Here is a 26763-nt window from a genome sequence, read left to right on the forward strand (position 1 = left end):
ATTTATATTACTTGTTTATCATTATGTTGTGCTGAAGCACATTCGAAGTCGTTGTTTGTGTCACTCCCGGTTGTCCCCCGCCTACACTGATCGTTAGTGCTCCCTCCGGCTGATACCGTTTTCCATTAGCATCCACCAGCATCAGCTGGTCTGCAGTCAGTTCAAAACGAACTTTCGCAGTGGCGCCCGCTTCAAGTGCAATCCGGCGAAATCCCGCTAATGCCCGGATTGGCGCCATTTGCTTCGTTCCGGAATGTGCCACATACAGTTGAACCACTTCCTCTCCTTTTACCTTACCTGTATTCGTCAGCATTGCTTCAACGACCAGCGGTTTTCCTTTTTTAAGCTGAAGCGGTGCTTTAATATACGAATAATGGAATTTAGTATAACTCAAACCATAACCAAAAGGATATTGTACCGCTCCTTTAAAATACCGGTAGGTACGCCCTTTCATGTTATAATCCAGCAAATCCGGAAGATCTGCATCATTTTTATAGAAAGTAACCGGCAGCCTTCCTGCAGGATTATAATCACCAAAAAGTACATCTGCTACTGCAGTTCCCGCACTCTGGCCACCATACCAGGCATTGACAATTGCCGGAATGTGCTCATTTTCCCATGGCATGGCAATCGCACTTCCGGTAAGCAAAACCAGGACAACCGGTTTCCCCGTTGCCTGCAGCTGTTTCAGCATTTCAGTTTGTACTGCCGGGAGTAAGATTGAGGTCCGGTCTCCGCCAAGGAATCCTTTTGCGTTCACTGACATCGCCTCTCCTTCCAGTTCAGGTGAAATCCCGCCAACAAAAACGATGACATCCGACTGGGCCGCGCGGTTTGCGATAGTGGTCATATCTGCCTTTTTATAGCTTCCGCTTTTCATCCTCATGGTCGCATTGCCATTGCCTTGCCAATATTCCAGGACTATTTTATAGGTTTTATCTTTTTTAACTTTTAAGCGAAAATTACGTTGCCCCTGGCTTCCATTCCAGCTGTTCAGCATCAGGGAATCATTTACCCGCAAGCGATATCCATCATCACCCTCCATTTTCCAGGTAATGGTCTCATCTGCGACAGGTTTGATCGTTGTACTGAACCGGATCGAATAATTTACATTGGAAACACCAGGTGCCGGTGCCTGTCCTTCCGCCATGGCAAAATCAATTTGATGGGCCATGGTATTGTAAATCACAGGTCCCTCCAGCTTAGTATTGTTATAATAGGCCATTTCTACACCTCCGGCATACAAAGACCCTTCATCAGGAGTAAATAAGGTATCAGAAGTAAAACTTACCCCTTCATCATAAGAAATTGAAGCCCGGGAACCCAGCTTCTCTTTAATCGCATCCAGAACAGAAACATTCCTGCTTGGAAAGCCGTTATAATTTCCCAGCTGTGCGATTTTATTATCCGCATTAGGCCCAACTACGGCAATTTTTTTTGCCGATTTCGCCAATGGCAATACACCAGGTGTGTTTTTAAGCAAAACGATCGACTGTCTTGCCATTTTAAGCGCATGTGCTTTGTGCTCCGGAGCCTCCAGTATATTTTCTGAGATTTGTCTGTATTTTACTTTTTCTGCAGGATCGAATAATCCCAGACGGTACCTGATGGTAAATAGCCGGGCCACAGAAACATCAATCTCTTTTTCAGTGATGATCCCTGTCTTTACGGCTTCCACCAGCGATTTGTAAACAGAGGTCCCGCATTCTACGTCTGTACCATGAAATACCGCATCAGCAGAAGCTGCAGCTGTACTTTTATGGCTCTTATGGTTTTTAACGAAATCATCTATTGCCCAGCAATCACTCGTTACATAGCCTGTGAACTTCCATTGTCTGCGCAGGATATCGTTCATCAACAAATCATTGGCACAACAAGGCTGACTATTTACCGCATTGTAAGCACACATGACCCCGGCTACCCCGGCATTAACCACCAACTCCTTAAAAGCGGGTAAATACGTATCCCAAAGGTCGTAAGTACTTGGATTGATATTATCGGAGTGCCGGGTCGGTTCAGGTCCGCTATGAACGGCATAATGTTTCGCACAGGCCGCAGCGAGCAAATACTTAGGATCATCTCCCTGTAGGCCATTTACAAATGCAGCGCCCATTTTGGCGGTCAGAAAGGGATCTTCGCCATAGGTTTCCTGTCCTCTGCCCCATCTTGGGTCCCGGAATATATTGATATTCGGTGTCCAGTAAGTAAGGCCCAGGTAGCGGTCGCCGGTTTTCCCTTCGCGTATGGCCTTGTTACTAATTCCTCTACCTTCTATCGCACTATATTGTGCCATAAGTTTTAATGAGCCCGCATCCCAGGTAGCCGCCATACCAATGGCCTGAGGGAATACCGTGGTTTTGTAGGGTGTCCGGGCAACGCCATGCAGGACTTCATTCCACCATTCGTAAGCTGGAATTCCTAAACGAGGAATGGCAGGAGCAGCATTCAGCATCTGCCCCACCTTTTCCTCTAAACTTAACCGACCAGTAAGATCTTTTACCCGTTGCTCCAGCGGGAGCGCGGTATTCCACATTGGGAAGCTTTTGAAATCCTGGCCCCTCAAAAGCACAGGAATTAATATACATACAGATAGTATGGTAGTCCTTTTCATATTTTTATGTTATTCTCGCACAACCTAACCCTTACTGAAAGTAAAGCTAATGGTATAAAATCGCCGGCACCACTGCTAAATTGACAAAAACCAATGCTATATTTTCCTTATATATCCAAAAAAGCCAGTAATGACAGACCGGGGGTCAACATTACTGGCTTAGATGAATTAATAAGTATGAAGAGAAGCGTTGTGTTAGTTTAAAGGATCAAATGTACCACCCCATTCTTTATTTTGCAGCAAAACACCTTTTGACTGGGAAATCTGGGATGGAGATAATGCCCAAAACCAGTGGTTCAAATCAAGGTTAAACTTATAGTTGATATCACCATCTAAATTGTCAATATAAGCGGCCCTGAATTTCGACCTTACAGCGGCCGATTTTGCAATATTATCTGCAGGTGCCGGAACATCGGCAGCGTTCTTTAAAGTGATATACAACCCATGTCTTGCTCCCTGATTATTCAGAATATCGTAACGTTTCCAACGTCTTAAATCACCTAAACGCTTGCCTTCAAAAGCAAATTCCACCTGACGTTCCTTAATATAAGCTTCCCTTATATCTGGTTGTGATAAAGCTGCAATGCCATAATTCCCGGCAGCCCCTGCTGCAATACCGGCGCGCTTTCTGATCGATTTTAAGACCTCTAAAGCTTCCGATGATTTACCGGTTTCATTGGCACACTCGCCATAATTCATCAGCAATTCCGCATAACGCATCTCTATCCAGTCCGTTTGGCCCTTCGCAGACAACACTGCCGTGAGTGTGGTATCCAATCCTTTACGTTCGAAAAAACCCGTGCAACCCGATCCTGACACATAACCCGAATGGATTTTCGATGCAGCCATGGTATACTTGTTTGCAGCCGCATCATGCTGCCAGACAATCCAGTAACTATTTCCCTTTACATAGCCAGGCGCATAATCATCTGGTGTTGGATACGGCGTACCACCACACCAAACGGTGGTATAAAACCTGTCGTCACGATTGTTATAAAAATCGTCCAGAAATTGAGTATTATAGTCAGGATTACTTAGCATGTCCTTATCAAATTGCATAGGAGAACCGTCTTTTTTCGGAAAGGCCAATAACAGACTTAGTAAAGGTTGATTGTTATTCGTAGAGCCTGAAGTCATTGGCAAAGGACGGATCGGGCTAAATTGAATGGTATGACCAGGTTCGAAATACTGATTTACCATTACCACTTCTTTATTTCGTTCCTGATGCCAGATGGTGCGATAGTTAGGATGTAATGCATGGCCCTGGGCTGCGCCGTAATCAACTGCGGCTTTGCAGGCATCATAGGCGGTCTGCCAACGTGCAGCGTTATTAGATGGATTAAATAACGGACTGGCATAACTCAGCAATACCCTCCCCTTCATCGCCATGGCAGCAACCTTGGTGATCCGGCCATAATCTAAACCTGCATTGGGATATACACCCGGAAGTACAGCGATGGCATCGTCCAGATCTTTAATAATCTGGGCAACACATTCAGATGTCTTGTTACGTGGTTTGAACAAACCAGGCACATCACTGAAATCCTGTTTGTGTAAAATAATCGGAATTCCTCCAACCCGGCTTACCATACCCCAATAAGCCCATGCTCTCCAGAATTTGGCTTCAGCAGTGTATTGCTGATTCAGTTCAGCAGACAGAACAGTGGTTGGAACGTTTTCCAGTTCATCCAGAAAAAAGTTAGCCCTGTCTATAATATTATAATCAAGGTCCGATTTGGTACCGGCTTCTGAAATAATACCACGCTGATAATCCCCAAATTGTTTTGGTTCCGTGATTCCTTCATCTGAATCTGCCCCGTTAAATGACCAGCCCGGCATTGCTTTTCCGTAAATATCATTCAGATAAGCCTTGATCATATTCGGATTACCCCAAACAGCTTCGGGAACAATCACACCATTATTTGTATAATCCAATCCTTTCTTGCAGGAAGACACCAGTAATAGTACCAGTACATTGGCAAGAAATAGCCCAAAAATTTTATTATTAAGTTTCATATGTTCAGAGTTTATTTAATTAAAGAGAGATATTGACACCGAAATTGAAAGACTTCATTATAGGGTAATTAAAGCCATTGTCTAATTCAGGATCGAAATATTTCTTATTGAACTTACTGATTACAAACAAATTGGAACCGCTGAAGTAAAACTTCAAACCATTAATCCCCATTTTATTCGTAATACCTGAAGGGATTGAATACCCAACATTCAACATCCGCAGTCGTAAAAAATCAGCATTCTTCAGCCAAAAAGTACTTTCTGTATTGGTTGCGTTTCGGGTACCATCGTTTGCAGAATAACGGATAGGCAATGTGGCATTTGGGTTTTCAGGAGTCCATGCATCATAAGCCCATGGCCTCCACATGCGGTTCCATTCCACATTTCCATCTATCAGGTTATTCACATATTTATAATTGTGCAACCTGCCCGCAAAACTGACATCAAGGCTAAATCCTTTCCATTCCAATCCAAAGTTCAGGCCCAATGAAATGGGATCATTATTTTTCCTGATGATGGTTTTATCCCAGTCATCTACAATACCATCTGGTATGCCATCTTTACCGCTCAAATCCGCATAGGTTAACTGACCCAGGGCAGGTGCGATACCCCGAAATTTATATTTCGGATTGGCAGCAATAAAGGCATCCAGATCAGTCTTGGTCCTAAGCATGCCTGTCTGTACATAGCCAACGACCTTTGATGCGTAACGGTTGATATCAATATCCGATGGATAAGTCACATTTTTATCCCTGACAAGCGGAGTTCCGGCAGCAAAACTGGCGTTCATATTGGCATAATAATTCAACTTATGTATTTTGTTCCTGTAGCCAAATGAAAACTCAACACCTTCCGATTTATAGACACCATAGTTTGATGTTGGCAGCTTACGACTAAAAGTTGGCGGCACCTGAGCAACCCTTTCCACAAGAATATCATAAGTCTTTACGCTGAAATACTCCGCGCTCGCATTAAAATGCTTTAAGAAATTCACATCAACACCGACATCATAATTATCCGATTTTTCCCAGGTGATATCAGGGTTAACCATCGCGCCATAGCCAACACCAACATTATTGACAGGAGAAGTACCGAAAAATGCAGAGCTGCCGTTTTCGTAGCTTTGCTGATACTGCCATCCTTTAATATTATCCGCACTGGTCGTACCGGCAGAAGCCCGAAGTTTCAGCATTTCAATTCCTTTTACGTTACTGAAGAAGCCTTCACGCGATATTACCCAACCCAAAGAAGCCGAAGGAAAGAATCCCCAGCGTTTATTGGCAGAGAATTTATACGATCCATCATAACGGAAGGTAAAACTCGCCAGGTATTTGCTGCTGTAATCGTAGAAAAACTGTCCGACATATGATTTTCGTCCGGTAGTTTGTTCTGTAGTCCGTTCCTGATCACCGTCGACATAAGAATCGGCACGGTCACCACTGGTGGCCCACCATTGATCTGTATAATAAACAGGAAATTTTTCCCGGCCTGCACCAAAACCACCACGCTTATTTTCGGCTTTTTCATAAGTAACCCATCCCTGTACGTGGTGTTTATCTGCGAAAGTCCGATCATAGTTCAACTGAAAATTCAATTGCGCATCATCATTCCACCTATAGCTTTCTTCAAGATATTCAGAATTATGTCCTGATGGTCTGATTGATAACATATCAGATTCTTTGGTACTGATCTGTTTAGGACTGCCTAAAGTTTTCATTACCCACAAATTATAACGCTTAAAGTAACGCTTGCTACGGTCGTTGTTAAATGCCCTGATATACTGAGCAGAAGCGCTAAGCCCCTCGATCAAAGGAATTTTATAAGTTCCTTTCAGGTTAATGACCGGTTTTAATTGGTTATTCTTTGAATAACCCCCATCACCTCTCATTTCTGCACCTAAGTTATGCCAGTCAAAAACAATAGGATTGCCTGCATCGGTCCATACAGGTTGATACGGCTGTCTCAATAGTTCTGCGCGGTAATCATCGGCTTCATTATTTCCCGGAGGCCTGTGAGTCGAATTATTGTTGGCGGTAACCCCGGCAAATAAGGTTAGATTTTTCGTCAGATCAGCGGTAAGGTTAAGTCGGAAATTGTATTTATCAAAAGAAGTGTTTTTCTGGAAAGCATTCTGCTTTACATAAGAACCACCAACAAAATAACTCAGCTTTTCCGAACCTCCTGATGCATTCAGGTTGTGTGTCGTAATGGAAGGATCCTGCCAAATGTAATCTATAATGTCATATCCCCAACCGTTGTTTATATTTTTAAAGTAGTCAAAATCAGACTGGGTCCAAACATCGCTTGCATTAGGGTTGATCCGGTTAAAAATTTGTCCGGTTTCGATTGCACTCGTTCTTTCTGCATTTTTCCCTCTCTTATCAAACCCGGTATTAAACGAATAATTGATCTGGGCTTTCTGATTTCTTTCACCGCGCCTGGTCGTTACCAAAATTACTCCCCCGGAAGCGCGTGCACCATAAGCAGCTGTGGCAGCAGCATCTTTTAATGCCGTAATCTTGTCGATATCATTAGGGCTAAGGTTATTAAAATCGGCGGCATTGTCGGTCACCATACCATCGATAACATACAAAACATTTTGATCGTTAAAAGAGGATTTTGCCCGAATTTGAATGCTGGGTGCTGTCCCTGCACGACCTGCAGGGGTACCTACCCTTACACCCGCCATCTGACCGGCCAGTAAGTTTCCTAATGTTGTTGTCGGAGAATTTCTGCGGGTATCATCCAATGTAATCGTGGAGACCGAACCGGTAATCAACTCCTTTCTCCGGCTTCCATAACCAATGGTTACTTCTTCGAGACTAAAAACAGAAGGTTCAAGTTCGATCGTCATCCCAACACTGGCCTTTACAGTCTGGCTTGCATAACCGAGCATAGAAATGGTCAGTAAATGACCTTTGGTCGCGGAAATTTCAAATTTCCCTGCTGCATTACTGATTGCTTTTCCTGAACCGCCCTGGGCGACAATAGTTGCGCCAGGAAGTGGGGTTTTGTCCTTTCCGTCAAGAATGGTCCCGGAGAACCTTTCCTGTGCCAGGACCTGGTAAGGCTGAGTGAGGAGCCAGATCATAGCCAGCAAGCTCAGTGGCATTTTTAGTACACGTTTCATCATCATAAGTTTATTATTTGGGTTTTTAGATTTCGTGTCTATCCTAAATGCTGCAATAGATTAAACACTTATTCAATAAATCTCAGGAGAATATGAGGGACCAACCACCGTTAATTTGACAGTTTATCATGCTTTTTTTGCTGTATTAGCCTTAAACAAATGGCTGATTTAAAGAAGAGGCACTGAATTTCTTTCTATAACATAGGAATACACCTCAGGTGCGCAAAAAAGGATTAAACATCGTAAATTCTACTGCTGCTCATGTTTTCTTATCACAATCGCAATAAAATAGACTATTTATGTAAAAAACCATCGTATTTCTTTTTCGAAGAGGCACCGGGCTCAACTAATGCAAAACACAATAGAACAGCAACTGCTATTTTGACCATTTACGATGCTTTTTTTGCTCAATTCACCTTAAATAACAAGTTTATTTGTATGGAAAACCTGAGATGTTTTCGTAACTTTAATTCGAACTCTGAGCGATAAATACATAGGGGATGTATTTATTCTAATTCTGATTTTATTTAAAATGCAGTATATATACGAGAACTTTACGTTTCCACCCGATCAGTCTTTTACGGTCAGGTCGGAAATCCTGGAAATAAAGAAGTACACTTCTTTAAAATCACACATCAATTTTGAAATTGTACTACTGGAAAATTGTTGTGGGAAGCGTTTTGTCGGAGATCATATTCAGGATTTTGAAGGAACTGAACTGATCTTACTTGGAAGTTATTTACCGCATTGCTGGCAATATTACAATGCCATAGATGAGCAGATCAATCCCCAGGCAATTGTGGTTCATTTTTTTCCGGATTTTCTGGGTAAGGAATTATTGGATAAACCAGAAGCCCAGCACCTGCATCATCTTTTTACAAATGCAGCAAAGGGAATTCAGTTTTCAGGAGCCACAGTAACCAGGGCAAGAAGTATCCTTCATCAAATGCTTTTTGAAACCGGGCTCTCCCGCGTAGCCTTAATGCTCCAGCTATTAGACCTCCTTGCCCAATCAGACACTTACCGGACCCTGTCCTCCCCTTCTTTTAACATCATAGAGAATTCCGCGGAAGCCAACAAAATAAACCGGGTATTTGACTACATCTTCAAAAACTTTACCGAGGACATTTCACTGCATGATGTGGCGGCCATCATCCCAATGTCTACTGCAGCTTTCTGTAGGTTTTTCAAGTTGAAGACCAACAGGACACTGGTAGATTTTATCAAGGAAATCCGGGTTGGACATGCCGCCAAATTACTCATGGAAGGCAACCACAATGTAACAGAAACCTGTTACAAAAGCGGTTACAATAACATCTCCAATTTCAACAAGCACTTTAAGGAAGTAAAGGGTTTGTCGCCCAGAGATTTTATTAAGCAATATAAAAACTCGGCTTAAGCCTTAGTTACTGAATTCGTAAAAGGGAGTCACCTCTACCCATTTCTGATCTTTTGCAGTGCCGGTAACTCCTTTCTGATACCCATTCATCAGGACATTCCATTCCGCGCAACGCGGACTATAAGATTCTGCCAGCTTCCCCATCTTATTCAAATCGGCATCCCGGGGAACCCTGATCTTCATGACAATAAGGTCATTGAAACGGTAAAGTGTAATGTTTTTATAGCCCGCTTTTTTAAAGCCCTGCTCTACTTCCGGCCATATTTTTTTATGGTAAGCCAGGTATTCCTCCATCTTTTTACCGTTATCTATAGTATTGACTACAAATATTTTTTCTACAAATTCATTTTCTTTCTGCCCGCAATTGTCCCGGTAAAGAACCTTCCCTACCACAAAACATACTATAAGCGCACAGAAAAAGACGATCAGTGTTAACTTCAAAAATGTGTTACTTTTCATTGGAATATATTTGTTTTTTTTCGTGTTATTTATTGATTTTTTTCGATCGTTTTATTGATTTTCAATGGTTCTCAAGAGTTCGCAAGCTCAGTTCAATGGTTCTCAAGAGCTCGTAAACTCGGTTTAATGGTTATGAAGTGATCATGATCTCATTTCTTGATGTGATCTGTAAGATCATGATGGTTTCATAAGTGTATTTAATTAAAAAGAATATAGATCAGTACCATAACCGACGCCAGGCCCAGCCATATCAGCCAAATCGACCTGGAATTGTCTACTACCACCGCCTTTGTTTCCAGCAATGAAGGGATCACCGGCTTTATCCGGGGTTTTGTCAATAATGTGCTGATTACAATTACGATGCCCAGGGCTACGAATATATAGAAGGAAAGCAATAGAAAATGAGGCCAGTATCCCTTGTAAGGGTAGTTTAATACATGACAGGCGCCCAAGATCAAACAAATCATTCCTCCCCCATAAAGTACGATTTCGACCGAAATGCTGTTCACGCGCTTCCAGATAATGCCCGCAAGGAAAACCACAGATAGCGGAGGTGCAAGTATAGAAACCAGCCCCTGACTCAGCTCAAAAAAGTCTTTTCCTGAATAAGAGAAAAGCAGGGAAATCCCTACCCCCAATACTGCTGCAACGACAGTAATCCACCTTCCCATTTTCACCTGCTGCTGCTGATTTAGTGGTCTGACTTGCGTGACCACATCTAAAGTAAAGACCGTACAGAAAGCGTTTAAACTCGAGGACACGGTATCAATCAATGAGGCAATCAGTGCGGCCACACTTAAGCCAAGTAAACCATGAGGCATCAGGTTTTTAACCATCGTGATGTAAGCACTGTCGGGCTGCGCGGTATCTTTAAATAAAACATAACACATAATCCCCGGAAGAATGAAGATTAAGGGCATGATAATTTTAAGAAGGGAAATGAATATTGCACCGTATTGTCCTTCTTTTAAATTCTCTGCCGCCAGTACTTTTTGTACAATCGTCTGATCCGCACACCAGTAATAGATGGCCACAACAGGATAGCCCAAAACAATAGCAATCCAGTTATATTCGGTATCCGATGTAGGAAGAAAAAGTTTCCAGTAAGAGGCGGGCGTCTGGCTCACCAACGTGTCTACGCTGCCAATTTTCTGAAGACCTAAAAAAGTAAGTACGATGGAAGATACGATGATGATCACCGATTGGAAAACACCAGTCCGGACAACCGCTTTTAAACCGCCGACAGCAGTAAAGCTAGTGGCGATAAGGGCAATGACGACAATGGCTGTCAGCAATGAACAGCCAAATATCCCGGAAATTAATAAGCCACCGGCATATAAGGCACTTCCTAACCAAACTACCAGTATGGAGATTAAGCTGTAAATGACCAGAAAGTTATAAGACCGTTTTCCAAAGCGGATCAGCAAAAATTGTGGAATGGTACTGATTTTGGTTTTCAGGTAATAGGGCAGGAAAATCATAGACAACAACATCAGAAATATCCAGGCCAGCAATTCAAAATTACTACCAACTATCCCATGGGAAAACCCTATCCCTGCAAAACCAATTAACATCATCGGCCCGGCATTGGCACTAAATATAGAAAAACCGATCTGCCACCATTTAAGGGTTCTTCCACCGAGAAAAATATCCTGCTGGCTTTTCTCTTTTCTGTTCAGGTAAAATCCAACAAAGAACAAAACCGAGATGTAACATCCCAGGACTAAATAATCGGCTTGATTAAACGATAAATTCAAAATATATTTGGTTAATTACATCGATACAACAGGATTGTACTTACGGACATTTTGCTTTTCCCATACCCTTTCCCGAATGATCTTATTTTCTTTATAACAATATTCCCAATCTATCCTTACGGGAAATCCTTCTGTTTCCGGCAGAATAAATTTTCCGTCTTTCCATATTGGAGACACTAAAAAATACTGTCCCAGACCATCCATGATGGAATAGAGATATTCGACCATACTGCTCTCTTCAGCAGAAGCCATAAGCGCGGTTGAATATAAGGAATATCCACCGGAAGAGAACTGTATTTTATTCCGCTCGCAAAGGTCCCTGACCTCCATCCATTCCTTTACCCCACCTATCTGTGTTGGAACCGGTTGGAGGTGACTCACCCCACAGTTGACCAGCGTAGGAAAAATTTTAGCCGTGCGTTCCGATTCACCATAGGCTACGCTAACAGATACCCGCTGGCAAAGTTTCTCGATCTGCTCGTAAGCAGCGGAGTGTACCGGTTCCTCCAGCCAGCAGAGCCCCTCTTCTCCAACACCATCTATAAACCGATAAACGTCTTCACAAGACCAGATCTGATTGGCATCTACTGCCAGCTTCATTCTATTACCCAAGAACTGCTGTACAAATTTTACCCGGGCGATGTCTTCTTTAATTTTAGTCCCAAAATCCTTTCCGACTTTCATTTTATAACAGCTTGCTCCGGCATCCATGAACACCTGTAACTCCTGCTCTAATTCCGCATACGTGTAATTGGTCCCTCCTCCACTTCCATACATTTTCACTTCATTACGCTGGGAGCCTATATATCGGTACAAAGGCATATTTTTTCTTCTCGCCGCCAAATCATATAAGGCCATGTCAATCTGACCAAGCAAAGCTGCCGCCGTTCCCTTAAACCCCTCATTTCTGATAGACCAATACAATTTAGGATAAAAGTCCTTATAGGGGACAGAATGACTATGGAACAGAATTGGAAATAAACAGGATTCCAGGATATTGATATAGGTATGATACACTGGTGCTTCTCCAATATTTCCATCTTCGTCCTCAATGGTAATGATCGAAATCCCGAAGTGCGGGAAAGGTCCCATAGTTGCGTCCTGAAAAGAAGTAACTGAAGGAACTTGCTCTAAAACCCGGATACGGATTTTTTGTATGTTAAAAATTTCGTTATCTATTTGATGCATTTATGTTTTGATGAGAGTGCCTGAAGGATGTTAAAATATAGCTCCGGAGGTAAAGCTCCGGTATTGAATGCAGACAGCGTATCTGTAAGTTGTTGTGGGTTCGCTGCTCCAATAACGATTTTAACCGGATAAGGAAGACTAATCAGGAATCGATGGGCGAGAATGGGTAAGGGAATATTGTATTCTTGTGCAATTTCGTTTATTTTTTTGGCTTGTTCCACACTATCTAAGTTGAGCCAGTCGGGAGGAGATGCAGTAAACCCGGAAAAATTACAGCCCAGTAAACCCATATTAAGTGGACTGGCTGCATAATATTCTTTTCCACTTTCTATATAAAAGGGAACGGTGGTACCTAGCGCATCTATGCAACATGCATTGAGCTTATTGTATTCCATGACCACATCAAACAGCTGATCTTCGAGATAAGGCTCCAGGAACGCGGGTGCATTTCCTCCAAGACCTAATTTTCCGGTATATCCCTCATTTTTAAGATCCTGCATTTGCTGTAGGATCCGTTCTATTTCAGCTTCCGGAATGGCTGAGGGGTCGTGTAGAAAAAGTATATCGACAGCAGATACACCAAGCGTCTGAAGACTGTTTTCCAGACTTTTTTTCATACCCTCCGGGCTGTAGTCATAATAAGCTTCAGTTGCCAGATGGCTTTTTAAACGCCCAACCTTGGTACTGATCAATGGTTTTTCGCCAGTCCATTGCTTCAATGCTGAGCCAACCATCTCTTCTGCATCTCCATAAGCAGGAGCAGTATCTATCGCTGAAATACCTTGATCTAAAGCAATCAAAATGGTTTCTACAGACGCTTCGGCCTCTACCCTGCCCCAGACACCGCCGAGTCCGGCTGTACCTAACACCAATCGATTTTTGATAGAGAATGTCATTTCCTGTTTTGTCATTTACAATTTACAATAAACTGGCCACTCCCGCCTTATTAATCTTTACCTTAATTGTTTCTCCGGCCTTTACTTTTACTTTGGGCCAGTTTACAAAAGCGGTATAATTCAGTGGATTTCCGGCCTGTTTTTCCGTTTCCGCCATAACGGAAACACTGGCATCGTAATCAGTTGGATTGCGCAACGAAAGTATCGTCCATGTTTTAGCATTTTCAAGGATTTTAGCCTCCACATGATCAAACACGTACAGCTTCCTGCTTTCCGGGCGCAAATAAATACCTGGAAGTTCCATCGCCATCAATATGCCATTGGTTTCCGTCCAGCTGTTGCGGGTATTGATAAAATTACCGATACTTCCTTTCCCTTCCGCGTCACTTGGCTGAATCCGCTCCATTGAAGACCCGATCAGGTTATCGGTGGTGATGTGTCCCGGCATATTCACGGCTTCTGCCTGTGCATGTTGAATATCCCTGATCAGATCAGCGTATTTTATGTTTCCTGTAGCACGGAATAATTTGAAAAGGTAATCTCCCGAAGCCGTACAGATTCCGGGTGCCGCGTGTTTATTCTGGATGCTTGCCCATACCGCGCCGGCCATAGGAGATCCGAGTTTCCCAATGGCACTGTTTTCAGGAAAAACAGGATCATAAGAGATGGTCCAGGTGGCGCACAATGCAGCCTGAACTTCCGCCATTTTTAACCATTGTGTATCACCTGTATAATGATACAAAGCCATGATTGATTCCAGAAAACCAAATGCCGATTCTGAATTGGCATCCTGAGAGATATCTCCGCAATCGCCGCCGGTAAGCCCCTGCTTTTGCACATCCCGGCGATAGTAAAATCTCGTCGCATCAGCTGCAACATTCAGGAATTCTTTGTTCCGGAAATAGTCGGCAGCCAGGGCCAAACCCGCCGGAACGATGGCGCCCGCAGTAGAATTATATACCGCTATTTCTCCTGTTTCAGGGGCGATATACTGACCAAATTCCTCGGATTTTTTCCAGGTTCTTACAAAAGCAGCTGCAAGTTTTTTAGCCGCAGTTTCCCATGCTGGTTTAATGATATTTCCATGGCCCTGGGTTTTCAACAACATCAGGTGTTTCATAAACCACAGCAAAGCATCGGCATTTTTCCTGACCATGGCCTGTACAGGTTTAAAATCAGGGTGCATTTTTTCCGGCCTGATTTCTCCACCGGCCGTAATCCCACCATAAAAATATCCGCTTTTTCCCTGAAGCTTGTCCACTACAAAATCCAGCTCGGCGGCAACCTGTTTACGTTCCTTTTCATCGTTAAGTGCAAGCATAGGATAGGTATTCATCATTCCACTCACCCATCCCAGCTGAAAGTCGTTGTTGTTTTCCGGTAAATAGTAGGAACCAGCAGGAACCTGCACAAAACGGCCCCGGGTAATTGTCGACACCACTTCAAACATTTTACTCATTGGCACCAGATTACGAGGATGGTTAGGGCCTGAAAGATCCTTACGCACTTCCATAAATTTGGTCAGCAGTGCAGGAATGCTTTCTGCATTAAAAACATATACCCTAAACCTGAGTGTAAGTTCATCACCTGTTTTCCAATCCGGAGCAAGGTCTCCACTTTTGTGAAAATCCCCAAATCCTGGCGCCAGTTTACGTACTGCCGGCGCAGAAATGCCAAAATAGCAACTGTCTTTTCCTGCATTTTCTGAAATCGTCAGGCCATTATTGCCCAGTCTGGTCTGCTGCCCTGTCAACACTATAAAACCTTTCTTCTCTTTTTCAGAAAAGAAGCACATCGCCGGCGTAGCCGCATTGCCTGTTTGCAATTGAACCGTAGAGACCATCCCTTTTTCAATAGATAAACGGGGGTTATTGGAAATGCTAAGCGGAACCGATGGATTATAATACATATCCTTTGGATAATCCGGGTTATATCCATTTCCAATAACGCGGTAGCGGTTCCCGTTATAAACAGAGGCCGGAACGAGCACATAATTATCAGGGTTCCACTGACTAAAATTAAAGGAGGCGTCCACCGCAGAAGATTGGGCTGTACCCGCTTCGATCTTAAAAGAGGCAGAAATATCAACTGCCTCAGGATGTCCGGGAACCAGTGTCTGTTTAAGTTGTAAATTCCATGTTCCGGTATTTGTCTGCAATGAGCTATTCCTGCCAAAAATCTGCTGAGAAATCAGATCAGTTCCCTTAAACTGCTTTACTGAAAATTTTAACGAACCATTTAAATTCGCTAAAATTTTATTAACAGGTTCTTGCGGCGGCTGTGCCAAAGAGGCAAAACTCCATGAACAGCAAACCAAGGTGCCAAAAACCCTTCTTAAGGATGTCATTTTTAATTCATTTATGTGTGTAAACAAATATTCTATTGCAAACAGTAGCATACTACATCTAATTTGATCATTACAGATGTTATTTTTGCCTTTGCACGATATTAATTTACGATTGCCCGGAAGGGATGCGATCTATGATATGGATGTGATCAGATAGCTAAGGTTGCCCCTCATTTAAACCAAATCAGTAGCACGATGGCTTTCCTGAGGCGCTGGCCGTTTATGTTTCCATCTGCGGTGGCTCCATAACCAATAGGCAGGCTCCACATTTATCATTTCTTCAAGGATGCGGGCCTGAAGTTCTGCAATTTCGAATTCCACAGTCTTTGAAGGATCTAAACAAACCGGAACGCAGTCTACTTCATAGTAGCCACGTTTTACGTAGCTTGTTTTCAGATAAAAGACGGGTCTGTTCGTTTTCTTTGCTATTTTCTCGATCCCCAGCTGGATAGAACTCTCCTGATTTAGAAAAGTAGTCCAATAGATAGATTCATCTTTTGGCGGCGCCTGATCGCTGCCGAAAGTAAACACGCTTGTGATCTGCTTATTCGCCTGAATCGCTCTTAAAGTTTGACGCATGGATACCATATGGTTTCCGAATTTACTCCTCATTTTCAAAAACCAATTGTCAAAAGGCTCGCTGGTTAAAGGTTTGTAAATCGGAAAATGCTCAGCTGAAAAGGTGAGTCCGATGGCCATACAAACCCATTCGTAGTTACCATAATGTGAAGAACAGAAAAGTACGCTCTCTTTATTTTGTAAATAAGCTTCTACCAAATCCACATTCTTAAATTTTACCCGCTTATTCAACTCCTTTTTTGAAATGCTTTTCATTTTCACAATTTCAATGACCAGTGAGGCCAGATATTTGAAATACGTCTTTTCAATGACCTCAATTTCAGCAGGGCTTTTTTCGGGAAAAGACCTGCTCAGGTTCTCTCTAACCACCTTTTTACGGTAACCAAAAACATGATATACCAACAAATAAAGCACATCTGCCAGTCTGTACAAAATAAACAAAGGCAGGAGTGAAATAGAGGTCAGTAAAAATATACCAATATGGGAGAAACCTTTTCTAATCATTTCGGCTGAATTATCATGCAAAATTAAACTTAGAGTCAATACTAATTGCCATGGAATTGTTAGATTTTTACACTGTTCAAAATTACACGAGGTGCAGGCCGGATAGATCGGGTAGGAATGACCAGCTTCGTGGAGTCAATAAAATGATAATTTGGGCATAAAATGCGGCACAATTGCGCAAAGGCCTTATATTTGTATTCACATAAACAGGATATTGATGGAAAAACTTTTTGTCGGTGGATTTCCGCCAGAAATTCATGAAGTACAGCTTGCGGAATTGTTTAGTATACATGGCGAAGTAAACACTGTCAAGTTCATTTACGACAGGGCGACTAAAAAGTGTAAGGGCTATGGTTTTATTGAGATGTCGAGCACAGAAGTGGCTGAGAATGCCGTTTCAGCACTGAATGGCACCTTACTGGCAGGACGCGAACTGAGCGTTCGCATTGCATCCAAAGAAAAAGACAGCGTGGAAGTAACTCCCACACCCCCAATCTCAACGGAATACTTAAAAGTGGAAAGAAATTCCCTGCCCATTAAAAAGCGCCAGAGAAGGCCGCGGTTATAGTGACAGACATCCTATTTTCCTGGCAACATTTCCAATAAATAGGGTAGCGCTGGGTTACTGTTATTTACCTTCCAGACTACGTACAGCGCTGTTCTTTGCGGGATATTTTTCAATTCAATAAACTTTAGGTTTGGATTTTCAGATACGGCCAGTGAGGTTGGAATAATAGAAATCCCCATACCATTCTCGACCAGGCGGAATATCGTTGGCGTATGAATCGATCGATGGGCTACTTTCGGCGCAAATCCCCTGTCGGCACATAAATTAATGATCTGCTGATAATACAACTGGCTCTGCTCATTGGGGAACAATATGAAATACTCGTTCATCAACTGTCCGACGTCCCGGAAATTCTTCTTATTTATCGGATGATTTGCTGGTAATACCACTGAAAAAGTTTCCGTTCCTACCTGCTGACTGGTAAAGCCATCAGGAACATGATTTGAGCGCATGAATCCAATATCCAGCCGCTCATTTTGCAACTCTGTCAGCTGATCCGCATTACTCAGCTCATCAAGCTGAAATTTGATATTTGGACAATCGGTATTGAATTGCTTCAGCAATGCCGGCAGTACAGATTCCATTGCCGATGCCACAAATCCAATCCTGAGCTGCCCGGTATTTCCATCTTTATAGAGTTTCAGGTTGTTCACCGCATGTTCTACCCTATTCATCACTAGCAGTACATCTTTGTAAAACAAGGCACCTGCCTCTGTTAACAGAACCTTCTTATTTGTTCTTTCAAATAAGGGTACTTTCAAGATGTTCTCCAGCTGCTTAATCTGCTGACTCAGCGCAGACTGAGAAATAAACAACAGCTCTGAAGCCTTTCTATAATGTAATTCCTGTGCCAGTACTTTAAAATAGCTCAGCTGCCGGAGCTCTAATTGATTAGCTGTACTTATCATCTCTTAATTAATTCATATCGTTTACTTATGATAAATGTAGTCATATTTGAGTTAGAAATAACCAAAGCATAACCATATGATTGAGAAAGTACTTACCCTTGGCCTGGGCAAAGTAGGCACATTAGTTGGCGTCTTATTGAGCAAACAATTCGAAGTGACCGGAATGGATAAAGAGCAACCACATTATCCTTATGAGCTTCCTTTTAGGGTGATCACCGGAGATATAACAGATACTGAACTGATGCAGAAGCTGATTGCGGATCATGACGCGGTAGTATCGGCATTGCCTTATTTTTTGAACAAATCCATTGCCCTTATTGCACATACACAGGGCAAACATTATTTTGATTTAACAGAAGATGTGGAGACGACTGATTACATCAGAAAGCTAAGCGAATCGGGCAATTCGGTCATGGCTCCTCAATGCGGACTGGCGCCGGGTATCATTGGCATAATTGGTGCAAATTTAGCCAAAGACTTTGATACGCTACGTTCTATAGAAATGCGGGTAGGCGCTTTACCAAAGTATCCAAACGGGGAAATGGGATATTCCTTTACCTGGTCGGCTGCCGGAGTAGTGAATGAATACATTAATGATGCTGAAGCGATTCAAAACGGCAAACGCAAACAGGTCATCAGTCTGCAGGGAAAAGAGGCGATTAATATTGAAGGCGCAAGTTACGAGGCATTTTATACTTCCGGAGGTCTGGGCACGATGTGCGAAACCTATGAAGGAAAGATCGATAAACTGGATTATAAAACGATCCGCTATCCAGGCCATTGCGACCTGATGAACTTTCTGATTCATGAACTCCACCTGAAAAACGACAAACAACAACTGGAAGACATCCTGAAGAATGCGAAACCGCCAGTTGAGGAAGATGTAGTACTTATTTATGCAGCGGCAGAAGGATGGAAAAACGGTGCATTAAAACGTAATGAATTCTGCAAGTCTTATTCTCCTATCCTTATAGATGGTCAAAGCTGGCGTGCCATCTCCTGGACTACTGCGGCCAGTTTGGTTGCTGTGGTGGAAATGGTTGCCAATGGCTCATTGCCGGAGAAGGGTTTCATCAAACAGGAAGACATTCCTTTCGAAGGATTACTCGCTACCCAGACTGGACAGCTTTTTGAAACCGGTACTTTGGAAGAGGCACAATTACTTAAATAGATTTAGATGAATTTTAATTCCAAAAGCGTCTTAGGCAAGTTCTTGAATATTTTGTTTGACCGTTACCAGCAAAATGTTCCCGCCGTACAGCAGATCAGCTCCGCTATGGTGAGCCATGGTTTAATTAACAGTCAGGAAGAAATTATCAACGACCATATTGCCTTCAGGACGCTAAAAGTACCATATCTGGGGATCGAATCATTTGAGAAAATCTTCCTGCACCATGGCTACACCAAAAAGAACAACTATCATTTTGAAGGAAAAAAGCTGAATGCTTATTGGTATGCTCCACCATCTTCTGACTATCCGAGAATTTTTATCAGTGAGTTGCTGGTCACGGAATTGTCGGAGCATGCGCAACAAATCATTCAAAAATATACCGCAGGCATCGCTCATGATCCTGTGGACTCCCTGGATTTGAATGACTCAACGCAAATCGGCAAATTCTTCAATGAGCCCTTATGGGGCTTAGCGGAAAAACAGGATTATATGGATCTGTTGTCGGAAAGCGAATATGCGGCCTGGGTTATTTTTAACCGGTATTACCTGAACCATTATACGATTAGTGTACATGAATTGAAAAAAGGATACAATCACCTGTCCGATTTTAACCAGTTCGTGGAATTACTGGGCATCAGACTGAACGATGAAGGCGGCAAGATCAAAATTAGCCCGGACGGCTTACTGAAACAAAGCAGTACTGTCGCCGAGATGCAGGAAGCCGTGTTTGCAAAAGGAGAAAAAATGGAAATCGCAGGAAGCTATGTGGAGTTTGCAGAACGTCTGGTGTTGCCGGAGTTTGCAGCACTTGATCAGCACCACATCAGACCAGAACACCGCAGAGAGGGCTTCGAAGCCAGCAATGCAGATAAAATATTTGAAAGCACCTATTTAAAGCAGGTTAAAGGAAATCAATAAAATGAATATACAAGAAGTATTACACCGATTACGAATCAATCCAACGAATTCCGGCACCTCAACAGGTAACGATTGGCTTAAGGAAGAAAGCACTCCTGCGATCACTTCCTACTCCCCTGTTAATGGGCTTGCGATTGCAGAAGTTCAGTCCGCCGGAGCACAATCTTTTGAACATGTAATGAAAACTGCTGAACAAGCTTTTGTTTTCTGGAGAAATGTACCTGCTCCAAAACGTGGAGATATCGTACGCCAGTTTGGTGACGAGCTCAGGAAGCATAAGCAGGATCTGGGAACGCTGGTTTCTTACGAAATGGGCAAAAGTTTACAGGAAGGTCTGGGCGAAGTGCAGGAGATGATCGACATCTGCGACTTTGCGGTGGGATTGTCCAGACAACTGTATGGACTGACCATGCACTCCGAAAGGACAAATCACAGAATGTACGAACAGTGGCATCCACTGGGAATTGTAGGCATTATTTCTGCTTTTAATTTTCCGGTAGCAGTTTGGGCCTGGAATGCGGCCTTAGCCTGGGTATGTGGAAATGTTTGCATCTGGAAGCCCTCTTCCAAAACCCCAATTGTTGCGCTGGCATGTCAGAACATCATCGCTGACGTTTTAAAACAAAACGATTTGCCGGAAGGAATCAGCAACCTGCTGATTGGAAATGCAGCCGGAACTATGATCAATAATAACAAGCGCATCCCGCTGGTTTCTTTCACAGGCTCCACTAAAATCGGCCGGATCGTGGCCTCAGCGGTTGCATCCCGATTTGGAAGGAGCATCCTGGAACTGGGAGGAAATAATGCCATCATCATCTCCAAAGACGCCGACCTCGAAATGTCGGTAATCGGGGCTGTTTTCGGCGCAGTAGGTACCGCAGGACAGCGTTGTACCTCTACCCGCAGGCTGATTGTACAGGAAGACATTTATGAAGATTTCAAAAATAAACTGGTCAGGGCTTACGGGCAATTGCGAATTGGCGATCCACTGGATGAAAAAACACATGTCGGACCGCTAATTGATACGGATGCAGTTATGGCCTACCAATCGGCAATTGAGAAAGGCAACACTGAAGGGGCCAATTTTATTGTTGAGGGCGGAGTATTGGAAGGTGACCGTTATGTTTCCGGTTGTTACGTGAAACCCTGCATTGCCGAGGTGGAAAACCACTACGAAATTGTACAGGAAGAAACGTTTGCACCTATACTCTATTTAATCAAATATAAGACACTTGAAGAAGCCATCGCTTTACAGAACGGCGTTCCTCAGGGTCTGTCTTCTGCAATTATGACCTTAAATCTGCGCGAAGCGGAAGCTTTTTTATCAGTGAATGGTTCTGATTGCGGCATTGCCAACGTAAACATTGGCACTTCAGGTGCAGAAATCGGTGGTGCATTTGGCGGTGAAAAAGAGACTGGTGGCGGTCGCGAAAGTGGTTCAGATGCCTGGAAAGGATACATGAGAAGGCAGACCAACACAATCAATTATTCCAATACACTGCCTTTAGCCCAAGGGATTAAATTTGACCTGTAACAAGCGCCCCAATGAAAGATAAGCTGGAACAGCTGGCTAAATCCCTGGAGGGCGTCCTCCATACTGATGAGCTGACCCGGGTTTTATATGCAACAGATGCTTCTGCCTATTCGGAGATGCCATTGGCAGTAGCGATACCCCGGACCGAAGCGGACTTAAAGTCTTTAATTGCTTTTGCTAAACAACAGCAAACCTCGCTGATCCCAAGAACCGCCGGAACCTCTCTGGCCGGACAAGTGGTAGGTAGCGGTATCGTGGTTGATGTCTCAAAGCATCTGAACCAGGTCCTGGAACTGAACACGAACGAACGTTGGGTTCGTGTTCAGCCCGGAGTGGTGAGGGATGAGCTTAACCTCTTTCTGAAATCCCATGGGCTTTTCTTTGGACCGGAGACCTCCACTGCCAACCGTGCAATGATCGGTGGTATGGTAGGCAATAATTCCTGTGGCTCCAACTCGGTGGTCTATAGAAGCACCAGGGAACACACTTTAGAAATTAAAGCCCTGCTAAGTGATGGATCAGAAGCCAGATTCGGCGCATTAAGTTTCGATCAGTTTATTGAAAAGTGCCAGGGAGAAAATCTGGAAGCAGCGCTTTACCGTTCCATACGTGCACAACTCGGCGACTACGGCAACCAACAGGAAATCAGGAAAGAGTTTCCGAAAACAAGTATAGAAAGAAGGAATACAGGCTATGCGCTTGATTTACTATTAGACTCATCTCCCTTTACCGCCGGAACTGAAGATTTTAATTTCTGTAAAATACTCTGCGGCTCGGAAGGCACATTGGCTTTTATCACCGAGATTAAGCTTAATTTAGAACAGCTGCCACCTCCGGAGACAGGCCTGCTTTGTGTTCATTTTAACTCCATTGAAGAAGCCTTAAAAGCCAATTTAATTGCCTTGAAATACCATCCCTACGCTGTTGAACTCATCGATCATTACATTTTAGAATGTGTTGCCGGAAACCTGGAACAGGAAGTCAACAGTTTCTTTGTGAAGGGTAATCCTGCTGCCATCCTGGTTATAGAATTTTCGGCCAATACCCATGCCCAGGTGCTGGAAACATGCAAACAATTGGAAGAAGAAATGCATTTGCTGGGGTTAGGATATCATTTCCCAATGGTTTTTGGACAGGATATAAAAAAAGTATGGTCCTTAAGAAAGGCAGGGCTTGGTTTATTAAGTAACCTGCCAGGTGATGAAAAAGCAGTTCCTGTTATTGAGGATACCGCTGTTGACGTGAACGATCTTCCTGCTTACATCAGTGAATTTAATCAGATTCTTAAAAAGCATGGGCTGCATTCTGTGCATTATGCACATGCTGGTTCAGGAGAATTACATCTTCGGCCGATTTTGAACCTGAAGACGCAGGAAGGAAACCGGATGTTCCGGGTCATTGCAGAAGAAATCGCGGATCTGGTAAAAAAATATAAAGGATCTTTAAGCGGCGAACATGGAGATGGAAGACTTCGCGGAGAGTTTATTGAGCGGATGATCGGAATTAAAAACTATCAACTGCTAAGGGAATTAAAGGAAACCTGGGACCCGCATCATATCTTCAATCCCGGAAAGATAGTGGATACGCCACCTATGGACACGATGTTGAGGTATAAGGCCGGGCAGACCAGTCCTGTTTTTAAAACCGTATTCAAATACCAGGGTCACAATATCTTACAGCATGCTGAACAATGTAACGGATCAGGTGATTGTCGTAAGTCCCATTTGATGGGCGGTACCATGTGTCCCTCCTATATGGCCAGCCGCAATGAAAAAGATACGACACGTGCAAGAGCTAATGTATTAAGGACATTTTTAACGGGTTCTTTAAAAAACAATCCCTTTGATCATCCTGAAATCAAGGAAGTAATGGATTTATGCCTGTCTTGCAAAGGTTGCAAATCAGAATGCCCTTCCAACGTGGATATGGCTAAATTAAAAGCCGAATTTTTACAGCATTACCAGGATGCAAATGGTGTTCCGTTCAGGTCCTGGCTTATTGCCAATTATGGCCTGATTTCAAGATTCACTGCACTGATCCCTCACTTATATAATTTTGTAATGAGTGGTCGGATGACCAGTAGTATCATCAAAAAGATAGCTGGGTTTGCGGTAAAAAGAAGTATGCCGGAACTGCCCCCTCTGACGTTAAAAGCCTGGGTCAATCAGCGAAGTTCTCAAAAGAGAGACCTTCATATCAGTCAAAAAAAAGTCTATCTGTTCTGTGATGAGTTTACCAATTATCAGGATGCCGAAATCGGCATAAAGGCTTTTTTATTACTGGAAAAACTTGGCTATGAAGTGAAGATTCCGAATCATAAAGAAAGCGGACGTGCCAGTATTTCAAAAGGATTGCTTAGAAAAGCGAAAGCCCTTGCCCAATATAACGTTGCGTCGTTAAGCGATACAATTACAGCTGACACGCCTTTAATTGGTATTGAACCTTCAGCCATATTAACTTTCAGGGATGAATACCCGGATCTGGTAGAGGACTGCCAGCTTGCCGATGCCACAAAATTGGCTGGCAATACTTATCTGATCGATGAATTCCTGGCAGCCGAAATGAAGGCAGAACGCATTCTAAAATCGCAGTTCAGCTTAGAGAAGAAAACGATCAGACTTCATGGACATTGTCAGCAAAAGGCTTTGGGTTTGCTTTCAGCAACCGAATTTGCGTTAGGTTTTCCGGAGGGATATGAGGTGCGAACCATACCATCAGGATGTTGTGGTATGGCAGGCTCATTTGGTTACGAAAAAGAACACTATGACCTCTCCATGCAAATCGGCGAATTGGTTTTGTTTCCGGAAGTTAGAAAACAGGAAGCAGAGGTCATTATTGCAGCACCCGGAACCAGCTGCAGGCATCAGATCAAAGATGGAACGGGCCGAAAAGCGGCACACACGGTGGAGATTTTATTTAATGCATTATCAGACCCTGATTTAGTTTTATAACTTCAGTTTGCTAAAGCTCATGAACACGGAAACACCCGTAGAGTTCAGGCGGATGTCGTAATTCCCTATTCCCGTCAATGGCAATTTGACAAATGGCTGTACTCCGATGCTCAACGATGAATTTATTTTTCGCTCCACACTTACCGACAGGTTGGCCACACCAAAAAGATGCTGATTCTGGTTGCTGACCTCGACCCTTGAAGCACTGCGATCAGGGCCACTCGTTAAGTCATAACGCTCATTTAACATCAGGTAACTTGATAGCCCAGTGTTCACACTTATCGAAAGTTTTCGTTTTTTGAACACCTGATAATTCACATTCAAAGGAATATCCAATACCCTGCAATCTGCATTCACCTCCCAGGATTGATTCCCATATCCGTTATTGATTGCGGCAGGACCAGCTGAGTTGTACAGCTTCTTCGCGTAAATCACTCCGGTGCTTACACTTATCTTCCTGCTAAGCGGATAAGTTACCAGCAGTCCGATGTTCGTACTGACCTTTGAGGACAGGTTAGCGCCGGTTCCGGAAATGTCCGGAGCCGCCATGATGCTGAACGTTAAACCGGAACGCTTTACATTGGCATATACGGGCACTTTAGCCCCAGTATGTACCCCAACGTAGGCTTCCGCTGCTTTCATCGGAATAAATTGTGCCGTATCGCCCTTAGGTCCGCTTAACTGAAAATCAGAAGCCAGAACATTTGCAGGCAAGGGATTCGTTGACACCAATTGAATTTTTGATGCTCCAGGCTCCCCTATTTGATTGCCGGACTCCAGTCCGTTTATACTTTTATTGCGATGCACTTCTTTATTACTATGCGCTGCCAGGGCTATGCTGCTCTTATCTACCGGCTCTTCTGTATGAACCCGTTTTTCTACCGTTTCTTTGTTTGGGTTCTGGGTTTTAGCTTTTAGCAATTTTTTGTTTACAGGTTCCTCTTCCAACAGGATAGTAAACAGGAAAATCAATACTGTGGCTGCAATACCGGCGCCAACAAACCACCAAACCGGCAGCATGCGTCTCTTCTCATGGGCATCAAGCTTTTTGGACATCTTCTCCCAATCCATTTCGTTGAAAGGAATTTCTGGATCACCTAGTCCAGCTTTAAACAACTGGTCTATGTTATGCTCGTCTTTCATTTACGCTGATGTTTTTATCTCTCGCTATTACAATGTTTAATCCTGTTTCGGCCTGATCTTTTGCGGCCAGCATTTCCTGCAATTTCTGCCTTGCTCTGAATAAATTTGATTTCGATGTTCCTGTGGATATGTTTAATGTCTCGGCAATCTCTTCATGTGAATACCCGTCTATCGCATACAAATTAAAGACGATACGGTAAGCGGGAGAAAGGGTTTGAATCAGGCTCAAAAGGTCATCATAGGCCAACTGGTCGTAAACTGCTGCTCCCTGACCAATATGTACATGCTCGTTAATGTCATCATGATCTGAAAACCGCAGTTTCATGCGATAGTGATCGATTGCCGTGTTGGCCGTAATCTTCGCCATCCATGCTTTAAAAGGTTTACTGGGATCGTACTTTTCAATGTGGTTAAATGCTTTGAGGAATGCATTGTTCAGCACCTCTGCGGCATCTGCATCATTTACTGCGTAACGCTTACAAATACCCATGCAATAGCTATAGAGTTCTTTATAGAGCAGATACTGACTGGATCTGTCTTTCCGAATACACCCTTTAATAATCTCCTGCACCTAAATAAATGTAATTACCTTTTTTAACCTGACCATTTTCTACTTCCTCATACGATGCAAACCGACAAAAGGTTGCGCAAGGTAAGAAAAATATATTTTTCGTCATCTATCAA

General features: G+C 43.2%; 18 protein-coding genes. 6 read left to right on the forward strand and 12 right to left on the reverse strand.

Annotated elements, in window-relative coordinates:
* Positions 1-7 precede the first annotated feature (7 nt).
* The 3 genes from BLQ87_RS13720 to BLQ87_RS13730 all read right to left on the reverse strand — a co-directional run bounded on the left by BLQ87_RS13720 (position 8) and on the right by BLQ87_RS13730 (position 7763).
* Positions 8-2533, reverse strand: coding sequence for a glycoside hydrolase family 3 C-terminal domain-containing protein (locus BLQ87_RS13720; RefSeq protein ID WP_218129456.1), 2526 nt, complete (start codon positions 2531-2533; stop codon positions 8-10).
* Positions 2534-2806: 273 nt separating this feature from the next.
* A complete protein-coding gene (locus BLQ87_RS13725; RefSeq protein WP_074607566.1) occupies positions 2807-4627 on the reverse strand; it encodes a RagB/SusD family nutrient uptake outer membrane protein in 1821 nt (606 codons plus the stop codon).
* Positions 4628-4646: 19 nt separating this feature from the next.
* On the reverse strand, positions 4647-7763 hold the full coding sequence (locus BLQ87_RS13730; RefSeq protein ID WP_074607569.1) for a SusC/RagA family TonB-linked outer membrane protein: 3117 nt from the start codon (positions 7761-7763) through the stop codon (positions 4647-4649).
* Positions 7764-8289: 526 nt separating this feature from the next.
* Between BLQ87_RS13730 and BLQ87_RS13735 the strand changes: the two genes are divergently transcribed.
* Positions 8290-9156, forward strand: coding sequence for an AraC family transcriptional regulator (locus tag BLQ87_RS13735; RefSeq protein ID WP_074607571.1), 867 nt, complete (start codon positions 8290-8292; stop codon positions 9154-9156).
* Between the two features lie 3 nt (positions 9157-9159).
* Here BLQ87_RS13735 and BLQ87_RS13740 read toward each other — a convergent pair whose 3' ends face one another.
* The 6 genes from BLQ87_RS13740 to BLQ87_RS13765 form a co-directional block, all read right to left on the reverse strand.
* Positions 9160-9615: an L-rhamnose mutarotase gene (locus tag BLQ87_RS13740; RefSeq protein ID WP_074607574.1), complete on the reverse strand. Its 456-nt coding sequence runs from the start codon at positions 9613-9615 to the stop codon at positions 9160-9162.
* A gap of 197 nt (positions 9616-9812) precedes the next feature.
* Complete coding sequence (locus tag BLQ87_RS13745) at positions 9813-11372, reverse strand: SLC5 family protein (RefSeq protein ID WP_074607576.1); 1560 nt, start codon at positions 11370-11372, stop codon at positions 9813-9815.
* A gap of 15 nt (positions 11373-11387) precedes the next feature.
* Entirely contained in the window at positions 11388-12560 is a 1173-nt protein-coding gene (locus BLQ87_RS13750) for an enolase C-terminal domain-like protein (protein ID WP_074607578.1), read from the reverse strand.
* A complete protein-coding gene (locus BLQ87_RS13755; protein WP_074607580.1) occupies positions 12548-13471 on the reverse strand; it encodes an aldo/keto reductase in 924 nt (307 codons plus the stop codon). The genes BLQ87_RS13750 and BLQ87_RS13755 overlap by 13 nt, the downstream gene beginning before the upstream one ends.
* 7 nt (positions 13472-13478) lie before the next feature.
* Positions 13479-15803 carry a hypothetical protein gene (locus tag BLQ87_RS13760; protein ID WP_074607583.1) on the reverse strand — a complete coding sequence of 775 codons (2325 nt, stop codon included), beginning with the start codon at positions 15801-15803 and terminating at the stop codon, positions 13479-13481.
* Between the two features lie 174 nt (positions 15804-15977).
* Positions 15978-16886 (reverse strand): lysophospholipid acyltransferase family protein, encoded by a 909-nt coding sequence (locus tag BLQ87_RS13765; protein ID WP_074607585.1) that lies wholly within the window; start codon positions 16884-16886, stop codon positions 15978-15980.
* Between the two features lie 217 nt (positions 16887-17103).
* Between BLQ87_RS13765 and BLQ87_RS13770 the strand changes: the two genes are divergently transcribed.
* Positions 17104-17454, forward strand: coding sequence for an RNA recognition motif domain-containing protein (locus tag BLQ87_RS13770; protein ID WP_074607588.1), 351 nt, complete (start codon positions 17104-17106; stop codon positions 17452-17454).
* Between the two features lie 11 nt (positions 17455-17465).
* Here the strand turns inward: BLQ87_RS13770 and BLQ87_RS13775 are convergent, their stop codons facing one another.
* Entirely contained in the window at positions 17466-18362 is an 897-nt protein-coding gene (locus BLQ87_RS13775) for a LysR family transcriptional regulator (RefSeq protein WP_074607590.1), read from the reverse strand.
* A 76-nt stretch (positions 18363-18438) separates the two neighbouring features.
* Here BLQ87_RS13775 and BLQ87_RS13780 point away from each other — a divergent pair, with 76 nt between their 5' ends.
* The 4 genes from BLQ87_RS13780 to BLQ87_RS13795 are packed head-to-tail and all read left to right on the forward strand — an operon-like array spanning position 18439 to position 24936.
* Positions 18439-19533 (forward strand): saccharopine dehydrogenase C-terminal domain-containing protein, encoded by a 1095-nt coding sequence (locus tag BLQ87_RS13780; RefSeq protein ID WP_083361860.1) that lies wholly within the window; start codon positions 18439-18441, stop codon positions 19531-19533.
* Between the two features lie 6 nt (positions 19534-19539).
* A complete protein-coding gene (locus tag BLQ87_RS13785) occupies positions 19540-20451 on the forward strand; it encodes a DUF1338 domain-containing protein (protein WP_074607593.1) in 912 nt (303 codons plus the stop codon).
* A gap of 1 nt (position 20452) precedes the next feature.
* Positions 20453-21985 (forward strand): L-piperidine-6-carboxylate dehydrogenase, encoded by a 1533-nt coding sequence (amaB, locus tag BLQ87_RS13790; RefSeq protein ID WP_074607596.1) that lies wholly within the window; start codon positions 20453-20455, stop codon positions 21983-21985.
* An 11-nt stretch (positions 21986-21996) separates the two neighbouring features.
* Positions 21997-24936 (forward strand): FAD-binding and (Fe-S)-binding domain-containing protein, encoded by a 2940-nt coding sequence (locus tag BLQ87_RS13795; protein ID WP_074607598.1) that lies wholly within the window; start codon positions 21997-21999, stop codon positions 24934-24936.
* Here BLQ87_RS13795 and BLQ87_RS13800 read toward each other — a convergent pair.
* Together BLQ87_RS13800 and BLQ87_RS13805 are read right to left on the reverse strand one after the other, a co-directional pair.
* Positions 24931-26079, reverse strand: coding sequence for an outer membrane beta-barrel protein (locus tag BLQ87_RS13800; protein WP_074607600.1), 1149 nt, complete (start codon positions 26077-26079; stop codon positions 24931-24933). The genes BLQ87_RS13795 and BLQ87_RS13800 overlap by 6 nt on opposite strands.
* Positions 26063-26650: an RNA polymerase sigma factor gene (locus BLQ87_RS13805; RefSeq protein WP_074607602.1), complete on the reverse strand. Its 588-nt coding sequence runs from the start codon at positions 26648-26650 to the stop codon at positions 26063-26065. The genes BLQ87_RS13800 and BLQ87_RS13805 overlap by 17 nt, the downstream gene beginning before the upstream one ends.
* Between the last annotated feature and the right edge of the window lie 113 nt (positions 26651-26763).

This window comes from Pedobacter steynii (genome assembly GCF_900103665.1).
GTDB lineage: Bacteria > Bacteroidota > Bacteroidia > Sphingobacteriales > Sphingobacteriaceae > Pedobacter > Pedobacter steynii.

Bases quoted from the DNA above. Each gene is read 5' to 3' on its own strand.
- BLQ87_RS13720 (WP_218129456.1), bottom strand. From the start codon at position 2,533: ATGTGGAATACCGCGCTCCCGCTGGAGCAACGGGTAAAAGATCTTACT.
- BLQ87_RS13725 (WP_074607566.1), bottom strand. From the start codon at position 4,627: ATGAAACTTAATAATAAAATTTTTGGGCTATTTCTTGCCAATGTACTG.
- BLQ87_RS13730 (WP_074607569.1), bottom strand. From the start codon at position 7,763: ATGATGATGAAACGTGTACTAAAAATGCCACTGAGCTTGCTGGCTATG.
- BLQ87_RS13735 (WP_074607571.1), top strand. From the start codon at position 8,290: ATGCAGTATATATACGAGAACTTTACGTTTCCACCCGATCAGTCTTTT.
- BLQ87_RS13740 (WP_074607574.1), bottom strand. From the start codon at position 9,615: ATGAAAAGTAACACATTTTTGAAGTTAACACTGATCGTCTTTTTCTGT.
- BLQ87_RS13750 (WP_074607578.1), bottom strand. From the start codon at position 12,560: ATGCATCAAATAGATAACGAAATTTTTAACATACAAAAAATCCGTATC.
- BLQ87_RS13755 (WP_074607580.1), bottom strand. From the start codon at position 13,471: ATGACAAAACAGGAAATGACATTCTCTATCAAAAATCGATTGGTGTTA.
- BLQ87_RS13760 (WP_074607583.1), bottom strand. From the start codon at position 15,803: ATGACATCCTTAAGAAGGGTTTTTGGCACCTTGGTTTGCTGTTCATGG.
- BLQ87_RS13765 (WP_074607585.1), bottom strand. From the start codon at position 16,886: ATGATTAGAAAAGGTTTCTCCCATATTGGTATATTTTTACTGACCTCT.
- BLQ87_RS13770 (WP_074607588.1), top strand. From the start codon at position 17,104: ATGGAAAAACTTTTTGTCGGTGGATTTCCGCCAGAAATTCATGAAGTA.
- BLQ87_RS13775 (WP_074607590.1), bottom strand. From the start codon at position 18,362: ATGATAAGTACAGCTAATCAATTAGAGCTCCGGCAGCTGAGCTATTTT.
- BLQ87_RS13780 (WP_083361860.1), top strand. From the start codon at position 18,439: ATGATTGAGAAAGTACTTACCCTTGGCCTGGGCAAAGTAGGCACATTA.
- BLQ87_RS13785 (WP_074607593.1), top strand. From the start codon at position 19,540: ATGAATTTTAATTCCAAAAGCGTCTTAGGCAAGTTCTTGAATATTTTG.
- amaB (WP_074607596.1), top strand. From the start codon at position 20,453: ATGAATATACAAGAAGTATTACACCGATTACGAATCAATCCAACGAAT.
- BLQ87_RS13795 (WP_074607598.1), top strand. From the start codon at position 21,997: ATGAAAGATAAGCTGGAACAGCTGGCTAAATCCCTGGAGGGCGTCCTC.
- BLQ87_RS13800 (WP_074607600.1), bottom strand. From the start codon at position 26,079: ATGAAAGACGAGCATAACATAGACCAGTTGTTTAAAGCTGGACTAGGT.